At 62.0% G+C, this 15,890-nt stretch carries 18 protein-coding genes and 1 other RNA gene; 13 read left to right on the top strand and 6 right to left on the bottom strand.

Annotated features, from left to right (window positions below; genetic code table 11):
- The first annotated feature begins 29 nt into the window (after positions 1-29).
- The 10 genes from Q0X18_RS08070 to Q0X18_RS08025 are packed head-to-tail and all read left to right on the top strand — an operon-like array spanning position 30 to position 7,467.
- Positions 30-2,123: a hypothetical protein gene (locus Q0X18_RS08070; RefSeq protein WP_297560791.1), complete on the top strand. Its 2,094-nt coding sequence runs from the start codon at positions 30-32 to the stop codon at positions 2,121-2,123.
- A complete protein-coding gene (locus tag Q0X18_RS08065; protein ID WP_297560790.1) occupies positions 2,123-2,701 on the top strand; it encodes a hypothetical protein in 579 nt (192 codons plus the stop codon). The genes Q0X18_RS08070 and Q0X18_RS08065 overlap by 1 nt, the downstream gene beginning before the upstream one ends.
- Positions 2,698-3,366, top strand: coding sequence for a hypothetical protein (locus Q0X18_RS08060; RefSeq protein ID WP_297560789.1), 669 nt, complete (start codon positions 2,698-2,700; stop codon positions 3,364-3,366). Before Q0X18_RS08065 ends, Q0X18_RS08060 begins: the two co-directional genes overlap by 4 nt.
- Positions 3,367-3,843 carry a hypothetical protein gene (locus Q0X18_RS08055; protein WP_297560787.1) on the top strand — a complete coding sequence of 159 codons (477 nt, stop codon included), beginning with the start codon at positions 3,367-3,369 and terminating at the stop codon, positions 3,841-3,843. It abuts the gene before it with no gap.
- Positions 3,843-4,217: a hypothetical protein gene (locus Q0X18_RS08050; RefSeq protein ID WP_297560785.1), complete on the top strand. Its 375-nt coding sequence runs from the start codon at positions 3,843-3,845 to the stop codon at positions 4,215-4,217. Before Q0X18_RS08055 ends, Q0X18_RS08050 begins: the two co-directional genes overlap by 1 nt.
- Positions 4,210-5,292 carry a baseplate J/gp47 family protein gene (locus Q0X18_RS08045; RefSeq protein WP_297560783.1) on the top strand — a complete coding sequence of 361 codons (1,083 nt, stop codon included), beginning with the start codon at positions 4,210-4,212 and terminating at the stop codon, positions 5,290-5,292. The genes Q0X18_RS08050 and Q0X18_RS08045 overlap by 8 nt, the downstream gene beginning before the upstream one ends.
- Complete coding sequence (locus Q0X18_RS08040; protein WP_297560777.1) at positions 5,293-5,907, top strand: phage tail protein; 615 nt, start codon at positions 5,293-5,295, stop codon at positions 5,905-5,907.
- 8 nt (positions 5,908-5,915) lie between these two features.
- Positions 5,916-7,016, top strand: a complete 1,101-nt coding sequence (locus tag Q0X18_RS08035; protein WP_297560774.1) for a hypothetical protein — start codon at positions 5,916-5,918, stop codon at positions 7,014-7,016.
- 2 nt (positions 7,017-7,018) lie between these two features.
- Positions 7,019-7,177, top strand: coding sequence for a hypothetical protein (locus Q0X18_RS08030; protein ID WP_297560771.1), 159 nt, complete (start codon positions 7,019-7,021; stop codon positions 7,175-7,177).
- A gap of 8 nt (positions 7,178-7,185) precedes the next feature.
- The gene (locus tag Q0X18_RS08025; protein WP_297560768.1) at positions 7,186-7,467 is read left to right on the top strand and encodes a hypothetical protein; all 282 of its coding nucleotides are present in this window, start codon (positions 7,186-7,188) and stop codon (positions 7,465-7,467) included.
- Here Q0X18_RS08025 and Q0X18_RS16175 read toward each other — a convergent pair.
- The 3 genes from Q0X18_RS16175 to Q0X18_RS08015 all read right to left on the bottom strand — a co-directional run bounded on the left by Q0X18_RS16175 (position 7,394) and on the right by Q0X18_RS08015 (position 8,939).
- Positions 7,394-7,768, bottom strand: coding sequence for a zinc ribbon domain-containing protein (locus tag Q0X18_RS16175; protein WP_374707509.1), 375 nt, complete (start codon positions 7,766-7,768; stop codon positions 7,394-7,396). The two genes, Q0X18_RS08025 and Q0X18_RS16175, sit on opposite strands and share 74 nt — an antisense overlap.
- A 376-nt stretch (positions 7,769-8,144) precedes the next feature.
- Positions 8,145-8,515, bottom strand: an RNA gene (gene rnpB / locus Q0X18_RS08020) — RNase P RNA component class A.
- A gap of 25 nt (positions 8,516-8,540) precedes the next feature.
- Positions 8,541-8,939: a GatB/YqeY domain-containing protein gene (locus Q0X18_RS08015; RefSeq protein WP_297560765.1), complete on the bottom strand. Its 399-nt coding sequence runs from the start codon at positions 8,937-8,939 to the stop codon at positions 8,541-8,543.
- A 101-nt stretch (positions 8,940-9,040) separates the two neighbouring features.
- On the opposite strand from Q0X18_RS08015, the gene purH reads away from it, so the two are divergent.
- Positions 9,041-10,546: a bifunctional phosphoribosylaminoimidazolecarboxamide formyltransferase/IMP cyclohydrolase gene (purH, locus tag Q0X18_RS08010; RefSeq protein ID WP_297560762.1), complete on the top strand. Its 1,506-nt coding sequence runs from the start codon at positions 9,041-9,043 to the stop codon at positions 10,544-10,546.
- A gap of 171 nt (positions 10,547-10,717) precedes the next feature.
- On the opposite strand, the gene Q0X18_RS08005 is transcribed toward purH, so the two are convergent.
- The 3 genes from Q0X18_RS08005 to Q0X18_RS07995 form a co-directional block, all read right to left on the bottom strand.
- Positions 10,718-11,662 carry an EamA family transporter gene (locus Q0X18_RS08005; protein WP_297560759.1) on the bottom strand — a complete coding sequence of 315 codons (945 nt, stop codon included), beginning with the start codon at positions 11,660-11,662 and terminating at the stop codon, positions 10,718-10,720.
- Entirely contained in the window at positions 11,659-12,276 is a 618-nt protein-coding gene (locus Q0X18_RS08000) for a uracil-DNA glycosylase family protein (protein WP_297560757.1), read from the bottom strand. Before Q0X18_RS08000 ends, Q0X18_RS08005 begins: the two co-directional genes overlap by 4 nt.
- A 72-nt stretch (positions 12,277-12,348) precedes the next feature.
- The gene (locus Q0X18_RS07995) at positions 12,349-12,717 is read right to left on the bottom strand and encodes a hypothetical protein (RefSeq protein ID WP_297560753.1); all 369 of its coding nucleotides are present in this window, start codon (positions 12,715-12,717) and stop codon (positions 12,349-12,351) included.
- Positions 12,718-13,019: 302 nt separating this feature from the next.
- Here Q0X18_RS07995 and Q0X18_RS07990 point away from each other — a divergent pair, with 302 nt between their 5' ends.
- Positions 13,020-14,192 carry a hypothetical protein gene (locus Q0X18_RS07990; RefSeq protein ID WP_297560750.1) on the top strand — a complete coding sequence of 391 codons (1,173 nt, stop codon included), beginning with the start codon at positions 13,020-13,022 and terminating at the stop codon, positions 14,190-14,192.
- A 151-nt stretch (positions 14,193-14,343) separates the two neighbouring features.
- Positions 14,344-15,870: a glutamine-hydrolyzing GMP synthase gene (guaA, locus tag Q0X18_RS07985; RefSeq protein WP_297560740.1), complete on the top strand. Its 1,527-nt coding sequence runs from the start codon at positions 14,344-14,346 to the stop codon at positions 15,868-15,870.
- Positions 15,871-15,890 lie beyond the last annotated feature (20 nt).

Here is a 15,890-nt window from a genome sequence, read left to right as displayed (position 1 = left end):
GTGCTGCTGAGCCACTTTGAGGAGAAACCATGAGGCGCCTGACCTGGTTTTTCGGCCTGCGCAACAACCTCGTGACCCAGTCGCGGGCCATGACGGCGGGCCTGGGCCGCATTCGCACCCAACTTCAGGGCTCCGGGCGGGACAGCACAGCCGCAGCGCGGGCCATCGCCGGCAGCTTTGGGATTTCCACCGCTGCCGCCCGCCGCCTGGTGGGGGCCCTGGTGGCGGTGGGGGCGGCCAGCCGCCATCTGGGCAGCATCCGTACCCAGGCCCAGAACGCCTACAAATCCTTGAGCGGCCTGATTGGCCGCCTGACCAGCCTGCCCAACCTGCTCATCGCCGGGGCCGCGGGGCTGGCCACCAAGAGCGTGTTTGACGCCCTCGGCTTCAAGGAGCAGCAGCTCATCAGCCTGCGGGTGATGCTGCGGCCCCAGTTCGGGGCGGATGCCGGGCGCCTGGCCAAGGAAACCTATGCCATGCTGTCGAAGTTTGCAGCGGCAACCCCCTTCGAGACCCAGGAAGTGCTGGCCGGCGGCAAGCAACTGCTGGCCGCCGGGGTGAGCGTCAAGAACCTGCAAGGGCTGCTCAAGGACGCCGGCGACCTGGCCTCGGCGATGGGGGTTCGGCTGGAGGACGCCATCAGCCCCCTGACCCGGCTGCGCTCGGGCAACTTCGGCGAGGCCTTCGAGCGGCTGCGGGAGCTGGGCATCAGCCGGGAGCTGCTGGAGGCCCAGGGGCTCAGGTTCGACAAGAGCGGGAGCTACGTGGGCACGGTCAACAAGGCCATGCTGGCGGTGCGCCAGATCATCCAGAAGCGCTTCGGCGGGCTGATGGAGGAGCAGAGCACCAGCATCTTCGGCCTGATCTCCACGCTCAAGAGCCGCCCCTTCGAGCTCTTCAGCCAGATGGACGTGGGCGACGGCGGGCCGCTCAAGCCCTTCAAGCAAATGCTCGGCAACCTGGCCGCCCTGACCGACTTCAGCCAGGGTCCCGGCGCCGCCATCGCCCGCCGCTTCCAGGCCAGCCTGGCCCGGCTGATGCAGGCGGTGTTCGGGCCGCTGGCCAGCGCCACCGAGCCGAAAAAGGCGGGGGAGGCCATCCTGGGCTTCCTCGACCGGGCCGCCCTGCTGGCGCAGAAAGCCCGGCAGTATTTCCCGCTGGCCCTGGGGTATGCCCGGCAGTTCTGGACGGGGGTGCAGGCCGGGCTGGGCGCGCTGCAGGGGGTGTGGAAGGCGTTGGAGCCGGGCATTGCGCTGCTGGGCGGCCTGGCCAGGGGGTTCTCGGCCAACCAGGCCGGCCTGGCTGGAACCAACGCCGGGGGGCTGGCCCTGGTGGGCACCCTACTGGTGCTCACTACCGGGTTCCGCCTGCTCAACTCCCTGACCTTCGGCCTGGCGGGCACCCTACTGCGCCTGGGCCTGGTCTGGGTGGCCACCGCAGCCCGCATGGCGGGCGGCTGGCTGCTGGCGATGGGGCCGGTGGGCTGGGTGATCGCCCTGGTAGGGGGTTTGGTGGCTGCCGTGGTGGTGGCCTACAAGCGCCTGGGCTGGTTCCGCGACGGCGTGAATGGCGTATGGCAGGCCATCATCACCAAGGGCGGGGAGCTGATTGTCTGGGCTAAAGGGTTGCCCGAGACCATCCGCAGCGCCCTGGCCAACCTGCCGGGGCTGATGCTGGAGATTGGCCGCAACGCCATTACCGGCCTGTGGAACGGCCTCAAGGCCGCGCCCGGCAAAATCTGGGAGGCAGCCAAGGGGCTGGCTGTGCAGGCAGTAGGCGGGGCCCGGGAGGGCCTCGAGGTGCGCTCCCCCAGCCGGGCCCTGGCCCGCATCGGGGAGCAGGGCGGAGCGGGGCTGCAGCGCGGCCTGCTGGCCATGCGCGGGGCGGTAGCCGGCGCCGGACTGGCCCTGGCCACGGCGGCCATACCGGCAGCGCCCCAGATGCCGGTGGCGGCCATTGCCGCTGGCGCGGGGGCGGCTGCTGCCACTGCTACCCGAGAGTTGCACGTTCACATCGGCAGTATCGTGCTGCAGCAGGCCCAGACCCCCCAGGAGGCGAAGGCGCTCGTGGTGGAGGCTATTCTGGAGGCTCTCGAGCGGGCCGCTATCGAGGAGGGAGCCTGATGGAGCGCGACCAGATCATATTTGTGGGGCCTGGTGGCCAGCGCTTTGCCATCAAACCCCAGGCCCGGGGCCAGAACGAGATTCAGGGCGTCGTGCAGGTATCGGTGCGCCGCACCTTGAAAGAAGAAACTGCTGAAATCCCTAAGAAGGGGCTCGAGTACACCTACCTCGGCTACGACTATGCCGAGGTCACGGTGGAGATCCGGGTCTGGAAGGAGAGCGAGTTCACCAAACTCCAACGGCTGATCCAGCTCTTTCGCCCCAAAGGCAAGGAACAGAAGGCTCCTGAGGTGTACCAGCCGGTACACCCCACCCTGCGGCGGCATGGCATTACCCACCTGTACATTTTCAGCATCGAGGAGCCGCCCTATGACCCTGTGCGGGGCTGGACGGCCACCCTGCAGATGCGGGAGTGGCGGCCCAGCTACAAGAAGGTGAAGGTTGAGGCCACTCAGATTGGCAAGAAGGGCGGGCAGGGGAGCGATACCGACACCGGGGGGGCCGACCGGGACGGTACCCCCACTTCCCAGCAGCGGGCCCAGGCCAACCCGCCCAGCGCGCGGGGGGTGCAGCCATGAGCTACCTGACCGCCAACAATATCCCCGTCAGCAGCGGCATTGTTGTGGTTCCGCGCACAGGCCGCCCACTGGCCGAGCTGCGGCTGGGGGAGGAGGTGGGACTGGCCCCCGGTGAGGCGGTAACCCTGCGCTTCGAGGATGGCACCACCTACCGTACCACTGTACGGCGCAGCGGTCCGAGCGCAGGCGCGACCGAGGTTTTTCTAATCGGCGGCTACGATGGGCTATCAAAAAATCTTCCCCCGAAAGACTACCAGGGGGTTCCAGCGTCGCTGATAGTGCGGGACTTGCTCACCGAGGCCGGTGAGCAGCCAGGAGAACTGGATCTGCCCACCGTTTTTGTGCGCTGGGTTCGCCGGGGCGGCCCGGCCTACGAGTCCCTGCAGGCGGTCATGGAGCGCCTGCCGACCCGAAGCTGGCGGGTGCTGCCCGACGGTACGACCTGGGCGGGGAGCGAGACCTGGCCCCAGGGGCCCGAGGGCGCGGTGGTCGCCGAGGCCGCCCCCCAGCGAGGCTGGTTTTCGCTGCTACCAATGCCCGCGCTCCGGCCCGGGGTCATGCTCAAAGGCCTCTGGGAAGGCCAGACGCGGGAGATTGGCCGGGTGGAGCGGGTGATTCATCAGATTGGATTAAAGCTGCGTACTGCGATCTACACGGGAGACTAGATGCAAGAACGACTGACCAAAGCCATCAAGCGGCTGGCCCGCCCAGCCCACCTGGACTACCTGGCCCTGTATCCCGGCAGCGTGCTCAAAGATTACGAAGACATGCACGTGGATGTGCAGGTAGACGACCCCCGCCTGGGTGCCCTGACCCGGGTGCCAATCTGGCTGGGCCTGCCGGGGGTAACCGTAAAGGTAGCGCCGGGATCGCGGGTGCTGGTGGGCTTCCACCAGGGCGACCCCGAGCTGCGCTACTGCGACCTGTGGCGGGGCGAGGGACTCCGGGAAGTGCGACTGACGGCCAGTGTCCAGGTGACGGTGGACGCGCCGTTGGTGGAACTGGGGGGTGCGGGAGGCTCGAACGTGCTGCTGCAGGGCCAGCCGCTAACGTTTATGTTCAACACCACTCCTATCGCAATGGTGCCCACCACCGGCACCGTGCAGGCGGGGGGCTCTACCAAAGTGCGGGGGGTACAATAATGCCCGACTTCGGAACCGACCTAGCGGTGTTTCCCGATTTATCCTGGACGCTCAAAAGCGGATTGGACAACCTGGCCGAGGCGGCGGCCCGCTGCCTGATAACTGCGCCGGGCAGCCTCTTCTATGCCCCCGAGTACCGGCTCGACCTCAAGCAATTCCTGAACCGCGAGATCACCCCCGAGACCCTCTTTGAGATCGAGGTGCGGGCAACGAACGCCCTCGAGGCCGACCCCCGCATCTTGAGCGCCGAGGTCACCGCCAGCCAGCCGCAGTGGAACCAGCTCGATCTGGACATCGAGCTGCAGACCGAGGAAGGCCCGTTCAGTCTGGTGGTGCGCATCAGCGACCTGAGCGTGGAGGTGCTGCGTGCCTAGCCTGCAACAGCTTTTGCAGCCTCGCACCCGCGACCAGGTGATGGCGGCGCTGATTTCCTTCCTCCAGGCCAAGGGCTACCCACCCACCGACTGGATCGAGGGCAGCGTGCAGCGCACCCTGGTGGAGCTCCAGGCGGCAGGACTGGCCGACCTCGAGGCCCTCCGCCTGGAGATTGCCAGGGGCGGATTTCTGGACACTGCGACCGGGGATTACCTGGATTTGCTGGGCCAGAGCGCCTATGCTTTGGCCCGCAAGCAAGCCACCTTTGCCCGGCAAACCTTCCGGCTCACCGCCCAGGCCGGGTTTGGCCCCTACAGCATCCAGCCCGGCCAGCTTTGGGTGGGCAATGCCGCCGGATTGCGCTTTAACAACCTGGACGGCGGCACCCTCCCCCTGGGCGGCACGCTGGATCTGGAGTTCCGGGCCGAAAGTCCTGGCGCTGCCTACAACCTGCCATTAGGCTCGGGCACGATCATGTTTACCCCACTACCAGGCGTAACCATTGTGAACACGGCGGTGCTGGAAGCAGCCATTGATAAAGAGAGCGACGCCGCCTTTCGGGAGCGCTGCCGCCTGCGCTGGGGCGAGCTGGGTTATGGTGCCACCCGGGCCGCCTATGAAAGCTGGGCGCTGTCCAGCACCCCATCGATTACCAAGGTGCGGGTGCTGGACAACAACCCACGCGGTCAGGGCACGGTGGACGTGGTGGTCTGGGGGGAGGGCGGCCTGGGGTCGGGGGCTGTGGCGGCTGCGGATGCATACATCCAACAGCGCAAACCCGTGACGGCAAACGTGCAGGTCTATGCCGCCACCCAGGTGAACATTGCCATAACCGCCACCATCCGCCTGAAGGCCGGCTTCCTCACCCAGGTGCAGGCCGAGGTTGCTTCCCGACTAGCTGCTTTCCAACAAAGCCTTCCCATCGGGGCAATCGTATATCGATCGGCTCTGGTCGAGGCGCTGTTTGTGGCTAATGTCCTGGACGTGGCCCTAACTGCCCCCCCTGCCGACCAAACGTTGACCCCCACGCAGGTGGCTAACTTCAACCTGAGCGCCACCTATCAGGAGATTTAGATGCCGGGCCAGGAGATTGATTTAGTCCAAGTCCGGCTCTACGAGGACTGGCTGCCCGAGCTGGCCCCGCCCTGGCTGCAAAAAGACCGGGGTTGGGCGCTCCTGGCCGGCTGGGGTCGTGCGCTGGACGAGTACAGCTCTTTGGTTGTTACTGGCTTACTGGCCCGCTGGGTGCATTTGGCGCCGGAGGATGCACTTAATCGCCTGGGCACAGAGCGGGGCCTTATCCGGTATCCGGGAGAGAGCCTCGAGAGCTGGCGCACCCGCGTGGTCGGCGCCTGGGAGTTCTGGCGGTGGTCGGGCACGGAGTACGGCCTGTCACTGGCCCTGCTACAGCTTGGCTACTCATCTGCGATTGTCCCGGTCTGGACGTATGATAGCGCGCGCTGGAGCGAGTTTGATGTTTTCATCTACCCCGCCACCCGGAGCTACGACGGCTCGCCGGATGAGCGCAGCAGAATCCTGGCTATCATCAACCAAATCAAAGCGGCCCATACCCGTTTGGCCAAGCTCACCTATGTGAGCTTTGGACCCTTGACCTGGGACCCGCCCGGCCTCACTTGGGACCCCCCTGGCCAGGTGTGGGGGGACTCGCCTGTACAACTGTACCCCTAGGAGCGCACATGCCAAAAACCCTGACCCCAAACAATATTTTCCCTGCCAGCATCCCCAACTTTCCGCTGGCGGGCAATAGCGAGCCGGTGGCCATTGGTCCGCTCGAGGCCGCCATCCAGGCCGTGTTCGACCGCACGGAAAATCTGCACCAATCGCGGCTGGTGGTAGAGGGCCCTGGAGTCAAGCGAATCCAAAAAGTGGCTTCTCTGGCGGCCCTGCAGAGCCTAGCTGGGATGAACGACGGCGACGTCGTGGATGTCGAGGGATACGGCCGCTACCGCCTGTACAACCCCTCGGCCCTCGCCGCCGACGGGCTGTGGGTGCTGCCCGCCACCGGTGGGGGCCGATGGGTGCACACGCTCAACCTCATGCGGGGGGGCAACTCCGGGTTGGCGACGCTCACCAGCGGCGGGCGGCTGGCCCAGGACGTGCGGGACGGCAGCATCCTCACCGCACACCTGGCCAACGGGTCTGTTACCGGGCCCAAGCTGGCCTCGGGGGCAGCGGTGGCGAACATTGGGTATACCCCACTCAACAAAGCTGGCGACACCATGACCGGCCAGCTTATTAACACCGAGCGTATATTCGCCCACCGGCAGGGTGGTTCCGGCGGGCCATTCATAAGCCTGGCCATCGGGGACGACGACACCGGGCTCAACTGGGTGAGCGATGGCGTTGTGAATATGGTGGCCAACGGGATTGCGGTCGTTCAATGGAGTGGATTTGAATTCAATGTGAATGTTCCGATCAAAGGGCGATACGACCATCAGCGCCGATTCACGGTGAGCGGGAATGTCGGCGGAACCGGCGGTGGAACGCTGAATAGTGGGACTAGTATAACCCTCCAAACGATTCCCGTTAATTTGAATAACCAGACATTGAGGCTAGTCCGAGCACGATTCTGGAGCAACACGGCGTTGAAGCTGAGAGTAAGCAATTCCTTTACCTGGACGAGTAGCAATGCCGGTGGGGAGCACGTGCCAAATTTCAACCTACGTGATGTTTTTACAGGTACAGTTATCATTTACATCGACGCAGTAAACGATTCAGGATCAGCAATATCCATTCCACCAAATATGAGCTGGTGGCTTGAGTTCGAAATTGTCTAGCTATGGACGAAAAAGAACGCACCATCCAAATCCTGGGCCAAAAGCTAGCCCAGGCCGAAACCAACCACGCCTATGCCGTGGCCTTGCTGGAGGCGGCCCTGGAGCGGGAAAAAGCGCTCCAGGAGAAGCTGAAAGATCTTGAGGCCAAACCAGCCGAATAGGAGGCCAAATGCCTACAGAACGGGGAAAGCTGACCGCCTTTCCCACCATACATCGTGGTGTGTTGGGTTACGCCTACCGGGTGGTGTTCACCCGTAGCTACCGATCCCCCAACGGGGAGCGGATACCGGCGAACTTCAACGGCCTCGAGGCCCGCCTGACCATCTACCCGGCCAACAAGCAGGGCCCCCCGCTGCTTGACCTGAGCACCACTGCTATCAAGAACGTGCGCGAAGGTGCGCACAGTTCTTTTCCTGCCCCGAAGGGTCTTGCTGACCTTCTTCGTATCTGACAGGCGTGACTTTCCCGCCTGCGGCAGAGACCGTCTCTGCCGCAGTGCCGCCGTTACCGGACGGGCTCGCCACGGGTAGGGCAGTTGCGGTTGCCAGCCGTTTCAGGTTGAGCGCCGCGTTGAGATCGCGGTCATGGCGCGTACCGCATTCCGGGCAGATCCATTCCCGATCTTGCAACTTCAGCGTTTCGTTCTTCCAACCGCAGACCGAACACAGACGGCTGCTCGGATACCATCGGTCCGCGATGACCAGCCGGGTGCCGAAGCGTTTGGCCTTGTATTCCATCTGCGTTCGGAACATGCCCAAGCCCACATCACAAAACTCCTTCGGGGATGCCCCGTCTCTTCAGAGCGGGGAGGAACTAATACGTTGGTACTCGGAATCAGACTTTTGAAGTTTCACGCGAATAGTGCAAAACTATACAAAATAGGTGGATAATTGTGCATAGTTATACATGAGAAATTTACCTTTATGTCGTTTCTCATTTTCACCTTTATGTCGTCGCGTGACACTGTTCTAGACGGTAAAAATGCCATTATCCAGCCGCACATTTCCGCTGCGGCTGCCCGAAACTGAGCCTTTGGGGTGTCGTCTTAATACTCGAGGGGTGGCCTTGGCTGGTGCAAAAAAAGCCAACCCCTAACCCATAAAGGTCAGGGGTTGGCCAGAAAAGTTGAGGTTGGGAAGAGGCGTAAGCCGGGTTCTGTTTCCGCAGCCATCTCTCTGGGATGAGCGTCGCCGCTCACCTCAAGCGTCCCTACCGCAGGTCGTAGCGAACCGGGTCAGTTCTCCCTGGCGTGTCGCCCCGCCTAAGCGGGACGTGGGACTTGCAGCAGATGGGGTTTGCCTAGCTGCCCCTGTTACCAGGGGCACTGGTGCGCTCTTACCGCACCGTTTCACCTTGACCGCTCGCTTTGGGGCGAGGGCCGTCTGCTTTCTGTTGCACTATTCCGTCGGGTTACCCCGCCCAGCCGTTAGCTGGCATCATGCCCTGTGCTGCCCGGACTTTCCTCTGGTGTTTCCACCAGCGGCTGCGCCCTCTTCCCAATCGCTTATTGTAGCAGATTGCTGGCTATGCCTGGGCTACTATTTTCTCCACTACTTTTTTCACCCGATCCCCCGGGGCGGCGGGGCCCAGGGCCTTGGTCACGATGCCGATGGCGGCCATGGGCGACTTGAGCGAAGCGAAGTCTACGTTGGCCCTGATCCAGGCTTCAATTTCCGACTCGCTCATCTCCTGAGGCAGGTATCTGTCCAGGAAGGCCAACTCGAAGGCGTTCTGGTTTTCCTCGGCGGTAACCCGCAGGGCCTTGAGAATTTTGACCGCGTCGGCGTCGGGCAGCGGCCTTCCATCGCCCTTGCGGTCGAGCTCGGCCTTGACCACCCTGGCGTAGTCGCGGGTGGCGGTGTCGCCGCGCTTCATGGCTTCGACGATCTCCTTTTTGATGGCTTCGTAAATGGATGCGTTCATGGATTCAGTTTAGCCCTTACTGGGTCAGCAGACCGTTGTAAAGGTGCCATTGCCCCGGCGGGTTTCAAAAGAGGGCTTTGTGAAGGGTATGATTCTGCCGTATGCGTGCGCTTTTGTCGGTATCGAACAAGGCAGGTCTGGTGGAGTTTGCGCGGGGCCTGGCGGAGCTGGGCTTTGAGCTGGTTTCCACGGGCGGAACCCACAAAACCCTACAGGCGGCGGGGCTGGAGGTGACGTATGTCTCCGAGGTGACAGGCTTTCCCGAGATTCTGGACGGGCGGGTCAAGACCCTTCACCCCCGCATTCATGCCGGGCTGCTGGCGACCAAGCGCCCCGAGCACGAGGCCGAGTTGCAGGCCCAGGGCATCCGCCGGATTGACCTGCTGTGTGTCAACCTGTATCCGTTCCGGGAGACCCTGGCTCGAGGGGCTTCGTTTGAGGAGTGCCTCGAGAACATCGACATCGGGGGGCCGGCCATGCTGCGGGCCGCGGCCAAGAACCACCAGGCGGTGTTGCCGGTGTGTGACCCGGCCGACTACCCCGAGGTGCTGCAGGCCTTGCGTACCGGCGTTAGCAGCGAGTTTCGCCGCAGGCTGGCGTATAAAGCCTTTGCCCACACCGCGGCCTACGACGCGGCCATCGCCGACTTTTTGGCTTTTGAGAAGTTCCCCCAGACCCAGCTTTTGAGCCTCGAGCGCCTGCCGGTGGAGCTGCGCTACGGGGAGAACCCCCACCAGGAAGCGGCGCTGTACGCCCTCGAGGGCCAGAGAGGCCCGGTGCTCCACGCCCGGGTGCTGGCCGGCAAGCCCATGGGCTTCAACAACTACGCCGACGCCGACGCGGCCTGGAGCCTGGTGAGCGAGTTTGAGCTGCCGGCCTGCGTGGCCGTCAAGCACGCCAACCCCTGTGGGGTGGCCCTGGCCGACGACCCCAAAACCGCCTGGGAGCGCGCCCGCGACGCCGATACCCTCTCGGTGTTTGGGGGGGTGGTGGCCTTCAACCGCCCGGTAGACCTCGAGACCGCCATGGCCACCCGTGGAACTTTCCTCGAGGTGCTCATCGCCCCCGAGGTGAGCCCGGAGGCCCTCGAGTGGTTCCGCAGCAAAAAGCCCGACCTGCGGGTGCTGGTTGCGGCCCCAGCCCATGCCGACCAGCGGGAGTTTCGCCCCATAACGGGCGGGTTCCTGGCCCAGGATCGGGATATGCGGCGCTGGGAGGAACTCAGCCTGCGCTACGTGACCGAGCGCATCCCCACGGCCCAGGAACTCTTAGATCTCAAGTTCGCCTGGTATGTGGGCAAGCACACCCGTTCCAACAACGTGGTGCTGGCCAAGGATGGGGTCACGGTGGGGCTGGGTACGGGGGCGGTGAGCCGCATCTGGGCTGCCGAGCGCGCCATCCAGAACGCAGGCGAGCGGGCCAAGGGGGCGGTGCTGGCCTCCGAAGCCTTCTTCCCCTTCGACGATGTGGTGCGGGCTGCCGCCGCCGCAGGGGTTACGGCCATCGTGCAACCCGGCGGTGCCAAGCGGGATGAAGAGGTGATCGCTGCCTGCAACGAGCTGGGTATCGCCATGGTCTTTACCGGCTCGCGCCACTTTAAGCACTGATGCTATGGGATCGCAATCGGAGAACTTATTCACGAACAGGGTATAGTGATAAAAATCACTAAAAGGCTACACGGCCACATCCAACGGCCGGTGCAGCTATGGAGCCTCTGGGATGGAGGAAATAGATGGGAGGGCACTTTGTTTATGAAGAGGCGGCCGAAGCGCGCTTGTTCAAACAACGGGTTGAACGGCGGGCTTCATACGGCTGCGGAAAACCAGCCCTACCCCCAGCAGCACCAGGGCGCCGCCAATCCAGGTCCAGATTCCCAGGGGTTCCCGCAGGAAGACCCAGCCCAGCAGCAGGGCGATCACCGGGTTGATGTAGGCGTAGGTGGTTACCAGGCTCAGAGGTAGCAGTCGCACCGCCAGGATGTACGAGGTGTAGGCGATCAGGGAGCCAAAGACGATCAGATACAGGTTGCTAGCCCAGCCCAGGGCGGTGGGGGTATGCCAGGGCTCACCCAGCGCGATGGAGATGAGCAGGAAGCCCAGCCCTCCAAATAGTTGCTGGTAGCTCGAGATCACCACCGGTTCCACGCTGGCAATATGGCGCTGGGTGTAGATGGTGCCGCTCGACCACATCAGCGGCGAAATCAAGAGCAGCGAGAAGGCCAGCAGGTTGGTGGGTGCGTCGGTGCTCAGCTTGGGCACGTTGAGGGCCAGGATACCCAGCAGACCTATAAGCAGCCCCAGCACTAGGAGTCCCGAGGGTCGCTTTCGATCTAGCAAGCCCTCGAGCGTGGCAGCCCAGATGGGGGTGGTGGCGATCATCAAGGCCACATAACCCGAGGGCACATACTGGGTAGCCACGAGAATCAGGCCCGTACCACCCAGCCAGAGCAGGCTACCCGAAAGCGCCAGCTTGCCCAGCGTGTTGCGACTTGGCAGTATTTGCCAGCCACGCCAGCGGGCATACAGGAGCAGTAGCAAAGCCGCCGGGATAAACCGGGTGGCGCCCATCCAGAAGGGTGCAAATCCGTTCAGCAGGCCAATTTTGAAAGCCAGGTAGGTGCTGCTCCAGACCAAGTACACCACCAGGAGGTGAAGAAGGCCAACACGGGAATAGGGCATCTGGAAGGACTGGATGAAGGTATCGGGGGGCTTTGGGCGGCTCAAAAAAGCGACTCTTGGCTTACGGCCTTGATCTCAAGGCCCTGCTTGGGGCCGAGCTCGTCGAGGGTTTTTTTGACCAGTTGGATGTCCTGCCAGGTGAGGTGTTTGGGGCTGCCAGCTTCGCGGGAAGGGTTGCGTAGCAGATAAGCCGGATGGAACATGGGAAAAATTTTGATGCCCTGCCACTCGAAAAACTTACCGCGGGCTTTGGTTATGGGGATTTTTTCACCCGCGAAGAACTCGAGCGCGGTGGCGCCTAGCGGGATGATGATCTGCGGCTTGATGAGCTGAATCTGCTTGATCAGCCAGAGCGAGGTGCAGGTCTTGGCTTCTAAAGGCTCGGGTGCACGGTTCCCCGGTGGGCGGCACTTGACGATGTTGGCAATATAGACGCTGGCGCGGGGGATTCCGGCGGCCTCGAGGATTTTATCGAGCAGTTGTCCGCTGCGCCCTACAAAGGGCCGTCCCTGCAAGTCTTCGTCTTCACCCGGCCCCTCGCCCACAATCATGAGTTTGGCGTCGGGGTTTCCTTCCCCAAAGACGACGTGGGTGCGGTTTTTGGCCAAACCACAGGCCGTACAGGCTTTGGCTTGAGCAGCGAGCAGTTCGAGATTCATGGCAAGAAGCAAGCTAGAGAACAACAGTCACAACCGGGGTGCGGGTATCCCCCGTACCCCTGCCCAGAGTCGTTATTGTAAGGGCTTGCGGGCCTTGCGGGCCTCCCGGCGAATTTTGGGGTCGAGGCCGATCATCAGGAAGAAGTTCTCGAGGGCATTTTCCTGGCCCTTGATCTCGGGGTGCGCGTCTTCGGCGGTGCCGGTTACGAAGGGTAGCTGCTGGTACAGCTCGAGGGCCTGACTAACAACTGCATCGGGGCCTTCGGTTTCGGCCACCTCGGCCAGTTTGGCATAGATTTCGCGTCGGGCTTCGGCGTGCATGCGAAAGACATCGGGGTTCGGTGTCTCCGGGGCCCGAAGAACATCCTGCTTGGCAATACGGCGATAGTGTTTGAGACCGCGCACAATCTCTTCGGTGGAGAGGGTCACCTTGTACTCCATCCTAGCTCCTTTCAACGCAGAACCCTTCTGAGGGTAACGGTTGACTTTTCTAATGTGATTATAGGATTCGTGAAAATATAGTGTCAACGCAAAGTTGTTTGATCAAAATCTATGTTTAATGTACCAACGTGCTCGATTCAAAACAGTAATACAGGGCCATGCCTTTCGGTAAAAGCGAGTCGTTTGCAGGAGTTATCTCGAGTGTATCTGACTGACCGAAGCCTGCTAAGCTGCGGCCAGCAAGAGCATGGTATGCCCCAATACTTACAAATATTTGTCGTCGGCGCGATATACTGCCGTTTATGGAAAGCCTGGGGCACTACTTGTTGCGGGAGCGCATAGCGCTCCCGGGGGTAGCTGCAGTGGAGGCCTTTGAAGGTCAGGATGCGCGCACAGGTATAGACGTGCTGGTGTTCAAGCCTTTGCCTGAACCACCGCCTAAGCTATCCATTCCCCATACCCTTTCCTGGGTAGACTGCGAAGAAAAAGCCTGGATTGCCGAGATTCCTGTCGGGGCGGTCAGAACCACCTGGCTGGCCGGGCGAGTTGAGCTTGCTCGGCTGACCCAGTGGTGCAAGCAGCTTCTGACGGTGCTCAATCGGGTGCAGGAACAGGGTATTCCCGTTGGGTACATAATTCCAGAGCTTATTTGGGCCAGGGGTAGCCGGGTTTGGTTGGGTGGGGTGGGGGTGCCTAATCCCGAGCATACATGGGATTTTGTTGGCTTGCTTAACACCATCAAGGTATTGGCAGGAGAGGCCTATCCCGCCCTGCCCTGGAGGGAAGCGCTGGAAAACTATGCGACAGGACAGCTCGAGTTCGCGGCATTAATAGAGCAGCTCGAGGTGCCTGCTCCACCTAGGCAAGACCTTGCTCAAGCCAAGGGTGAACCTTTTTCGACCGCAGGGGCGGACAGTTCGCGGGAAACCCCTCCTGTGCTTGATGAATCCGAGGCGCAGGTCCTTGTGGAAGCAGAGCAGAAAGACGTCCTTAAGCCAGCCCATAGCAAGAGTCTTAAAGTTCATATCTCCGAACCCGCTGTGTCCACACCAACGGCTACACCCCCGCGCCGCATTCGCATCGAAGAGCGCCTCGAGCCTCCCTTTGAAGTGGTCGAACCCCCCTTACCCAGCCGCCGTATGGCCTTGGTCTGGCTTTGGCTGATTCCCTTATTGTTGCTGTTAGGTGGCACAGGCTTGTGGCTTCGCTCGAGAGTGCCCTCCTCGACGCAGACTACGGTTTATCCGGTTGAGTTTCGCCTGCAGCCGCCAGGCCCCAGCGCGAGCCTGGTGATCATAGAAACCCCAGAGGGTTCGAAGATGCCACTTAACACCGAGGTGGCCCAGCTTCCCGGTCAGGTGGAGTTTGACAAACCCGGTATTTACCGCATTCGGGTTCGCGTGCAGGGCCGGATGCCAGTAGAATCCCTCATCGAAGTGCCCAACCCTGGAGGGGTCACTATTACCTTGAAGTAGCGCTGTAGGACGGCCAAACTGCCGCCCCCGGTAATCGTCGGATTTTGATTGTCAAGGCATTGGGTGACGCGCGGCGAACAGTTTTGGAGGTGCGGGTTCAGGGGAATACCCAGTCTTCGTAGGAACCCCACCCAGCCAGTATGCTTCTGGTATGAGTGTGGTTATCCTCGACTATGGCTCCCAGTACACCCGCCTAATCGCCCGACGCATTCGTGAGCTACGGGCATATTCGGTCATTTTGCCTGGAACCGCCAGCCTAGAGCGCATCAAAGCCGAGAACCCACAGGCCCTGATTCTCTCGGGTGGGCCAGCCTCGGTGTTTGATCCTGCGAGTCCTCGGCCCGCGCCGGGGGTGCTCGAGCAGGGCTGGCCTGTTTTGGGTATTTGTTACGGAATGCAATTCCTGGCCCAACACTATGGGGGCAAGGTCGAGCGGGCTGGGCGTCGTGAGTACGGTAAGGCCAACCTGATATTTCACGCCGGCCCGCTTTTTGCTGGCCTCGAGGGCGAGTTACAGATGTGGATGTCCCATTCAGACGCCGTCACTGAGTTGCCTCCAGGCTGGCAAGTGATTGCCAGAACTGACGAAAACCCAGTGGCGGGCATTGCTGCGCCGGATGGGCGAACATTTGGGGTGCAGTTTCATCCTGAGGTAGTACATAGCCCCAAGGGAATGCAGGTGCTGGAGAACTTCCTCGAGCTTGCCGGAGTTCCCCGCGACTGGACGGCCCAGCACACCCTGGAAAATCTCATAGCCGATATTCAGGCTAAGGTGGGTGACGACAAAGTAATGCTGGCGGTCTCGGGGGGGGTCGACTCCTCCACGCTGGCCCTTTTGCTCGCTAAAGCCATTGGTGACCGGCTTACAGCGGTTTTTGTAGATCATGGCCTGTTGCGCTTGGGAGAGCGCCAGGAGGTTGAACAGGCCTTGCGCCCTTTGGGGAAGGCCTTGCGGGTGGTGGATGCTTCCGAACAGTTTTTATCGGCCCTGCAAGGGGTCTTTGACCCTGAACAGAAGCGAAAAATAGTGGGCCGCGAGTTTATCCGGGTGTTTGAGCGCGAGGCCCGACGGCTATCGGCCCAGGGCTACAAATGGCTAGCCCAAGGCACCCTCTATCCCGATGTGATCGAGTCGGCGGGCGGCGGCGAGGGGAGTGCGAATATCAAAAGCCACCACAATGTAGGGGGATTGCCCGAAGACCTAGAGTTTGAGCTGCTCGAGCCCTTCCGGTACCTGTTCAAAGACGAAGTGCGCGAACTGGCCCTGCTGCTGGGCTTGCCTGAGCCCATCCGTATGCGCCATCCCTTTCCAGGCCCTGGTCTGGCCATCCGCATCCTGGGGGAAGTTACACCCCAGAAGCTGGACATCCTGCGCCGGGCCGATGATATCTTTATCTCCAGCCTGCGCGACTGGAACCTTTACGATCAGGTTTCCCAGGCGGCAGCTATCCTAACCTCTATGCAAAGCGTGGGGGTGATTGGTGATGAACGGAGCTATGGCTACGTATTGGGCCTGCGGGCAGTATCCACAGTGGACTACATGACCGCCGATTGGGCCCGGCTGCCGCTGGATTTTTTAGACGAGGTGGCGCGCAAAATTACCCGCCAGGTGCCGGAGATTGGGCGAGTGGTCTACGACATTACCAGTAAGCCTCCGGCCACCATCGAATGGGAGTGATGTAAACCTCGCCTAGTGTG

It is taken from the genome of Meiothermus sp. (assembly GCF_026004075.1).
Lineage (GTDB): Bacteria > Deinococcota > Deinococci > Deinococcales > Thermaceae > Meiothermus.
The sequence above is the reverse complement of the archived record's forward strand: the minus strand, read 5'-3'. Positions and strand labels throughout refer to the sequence as shown.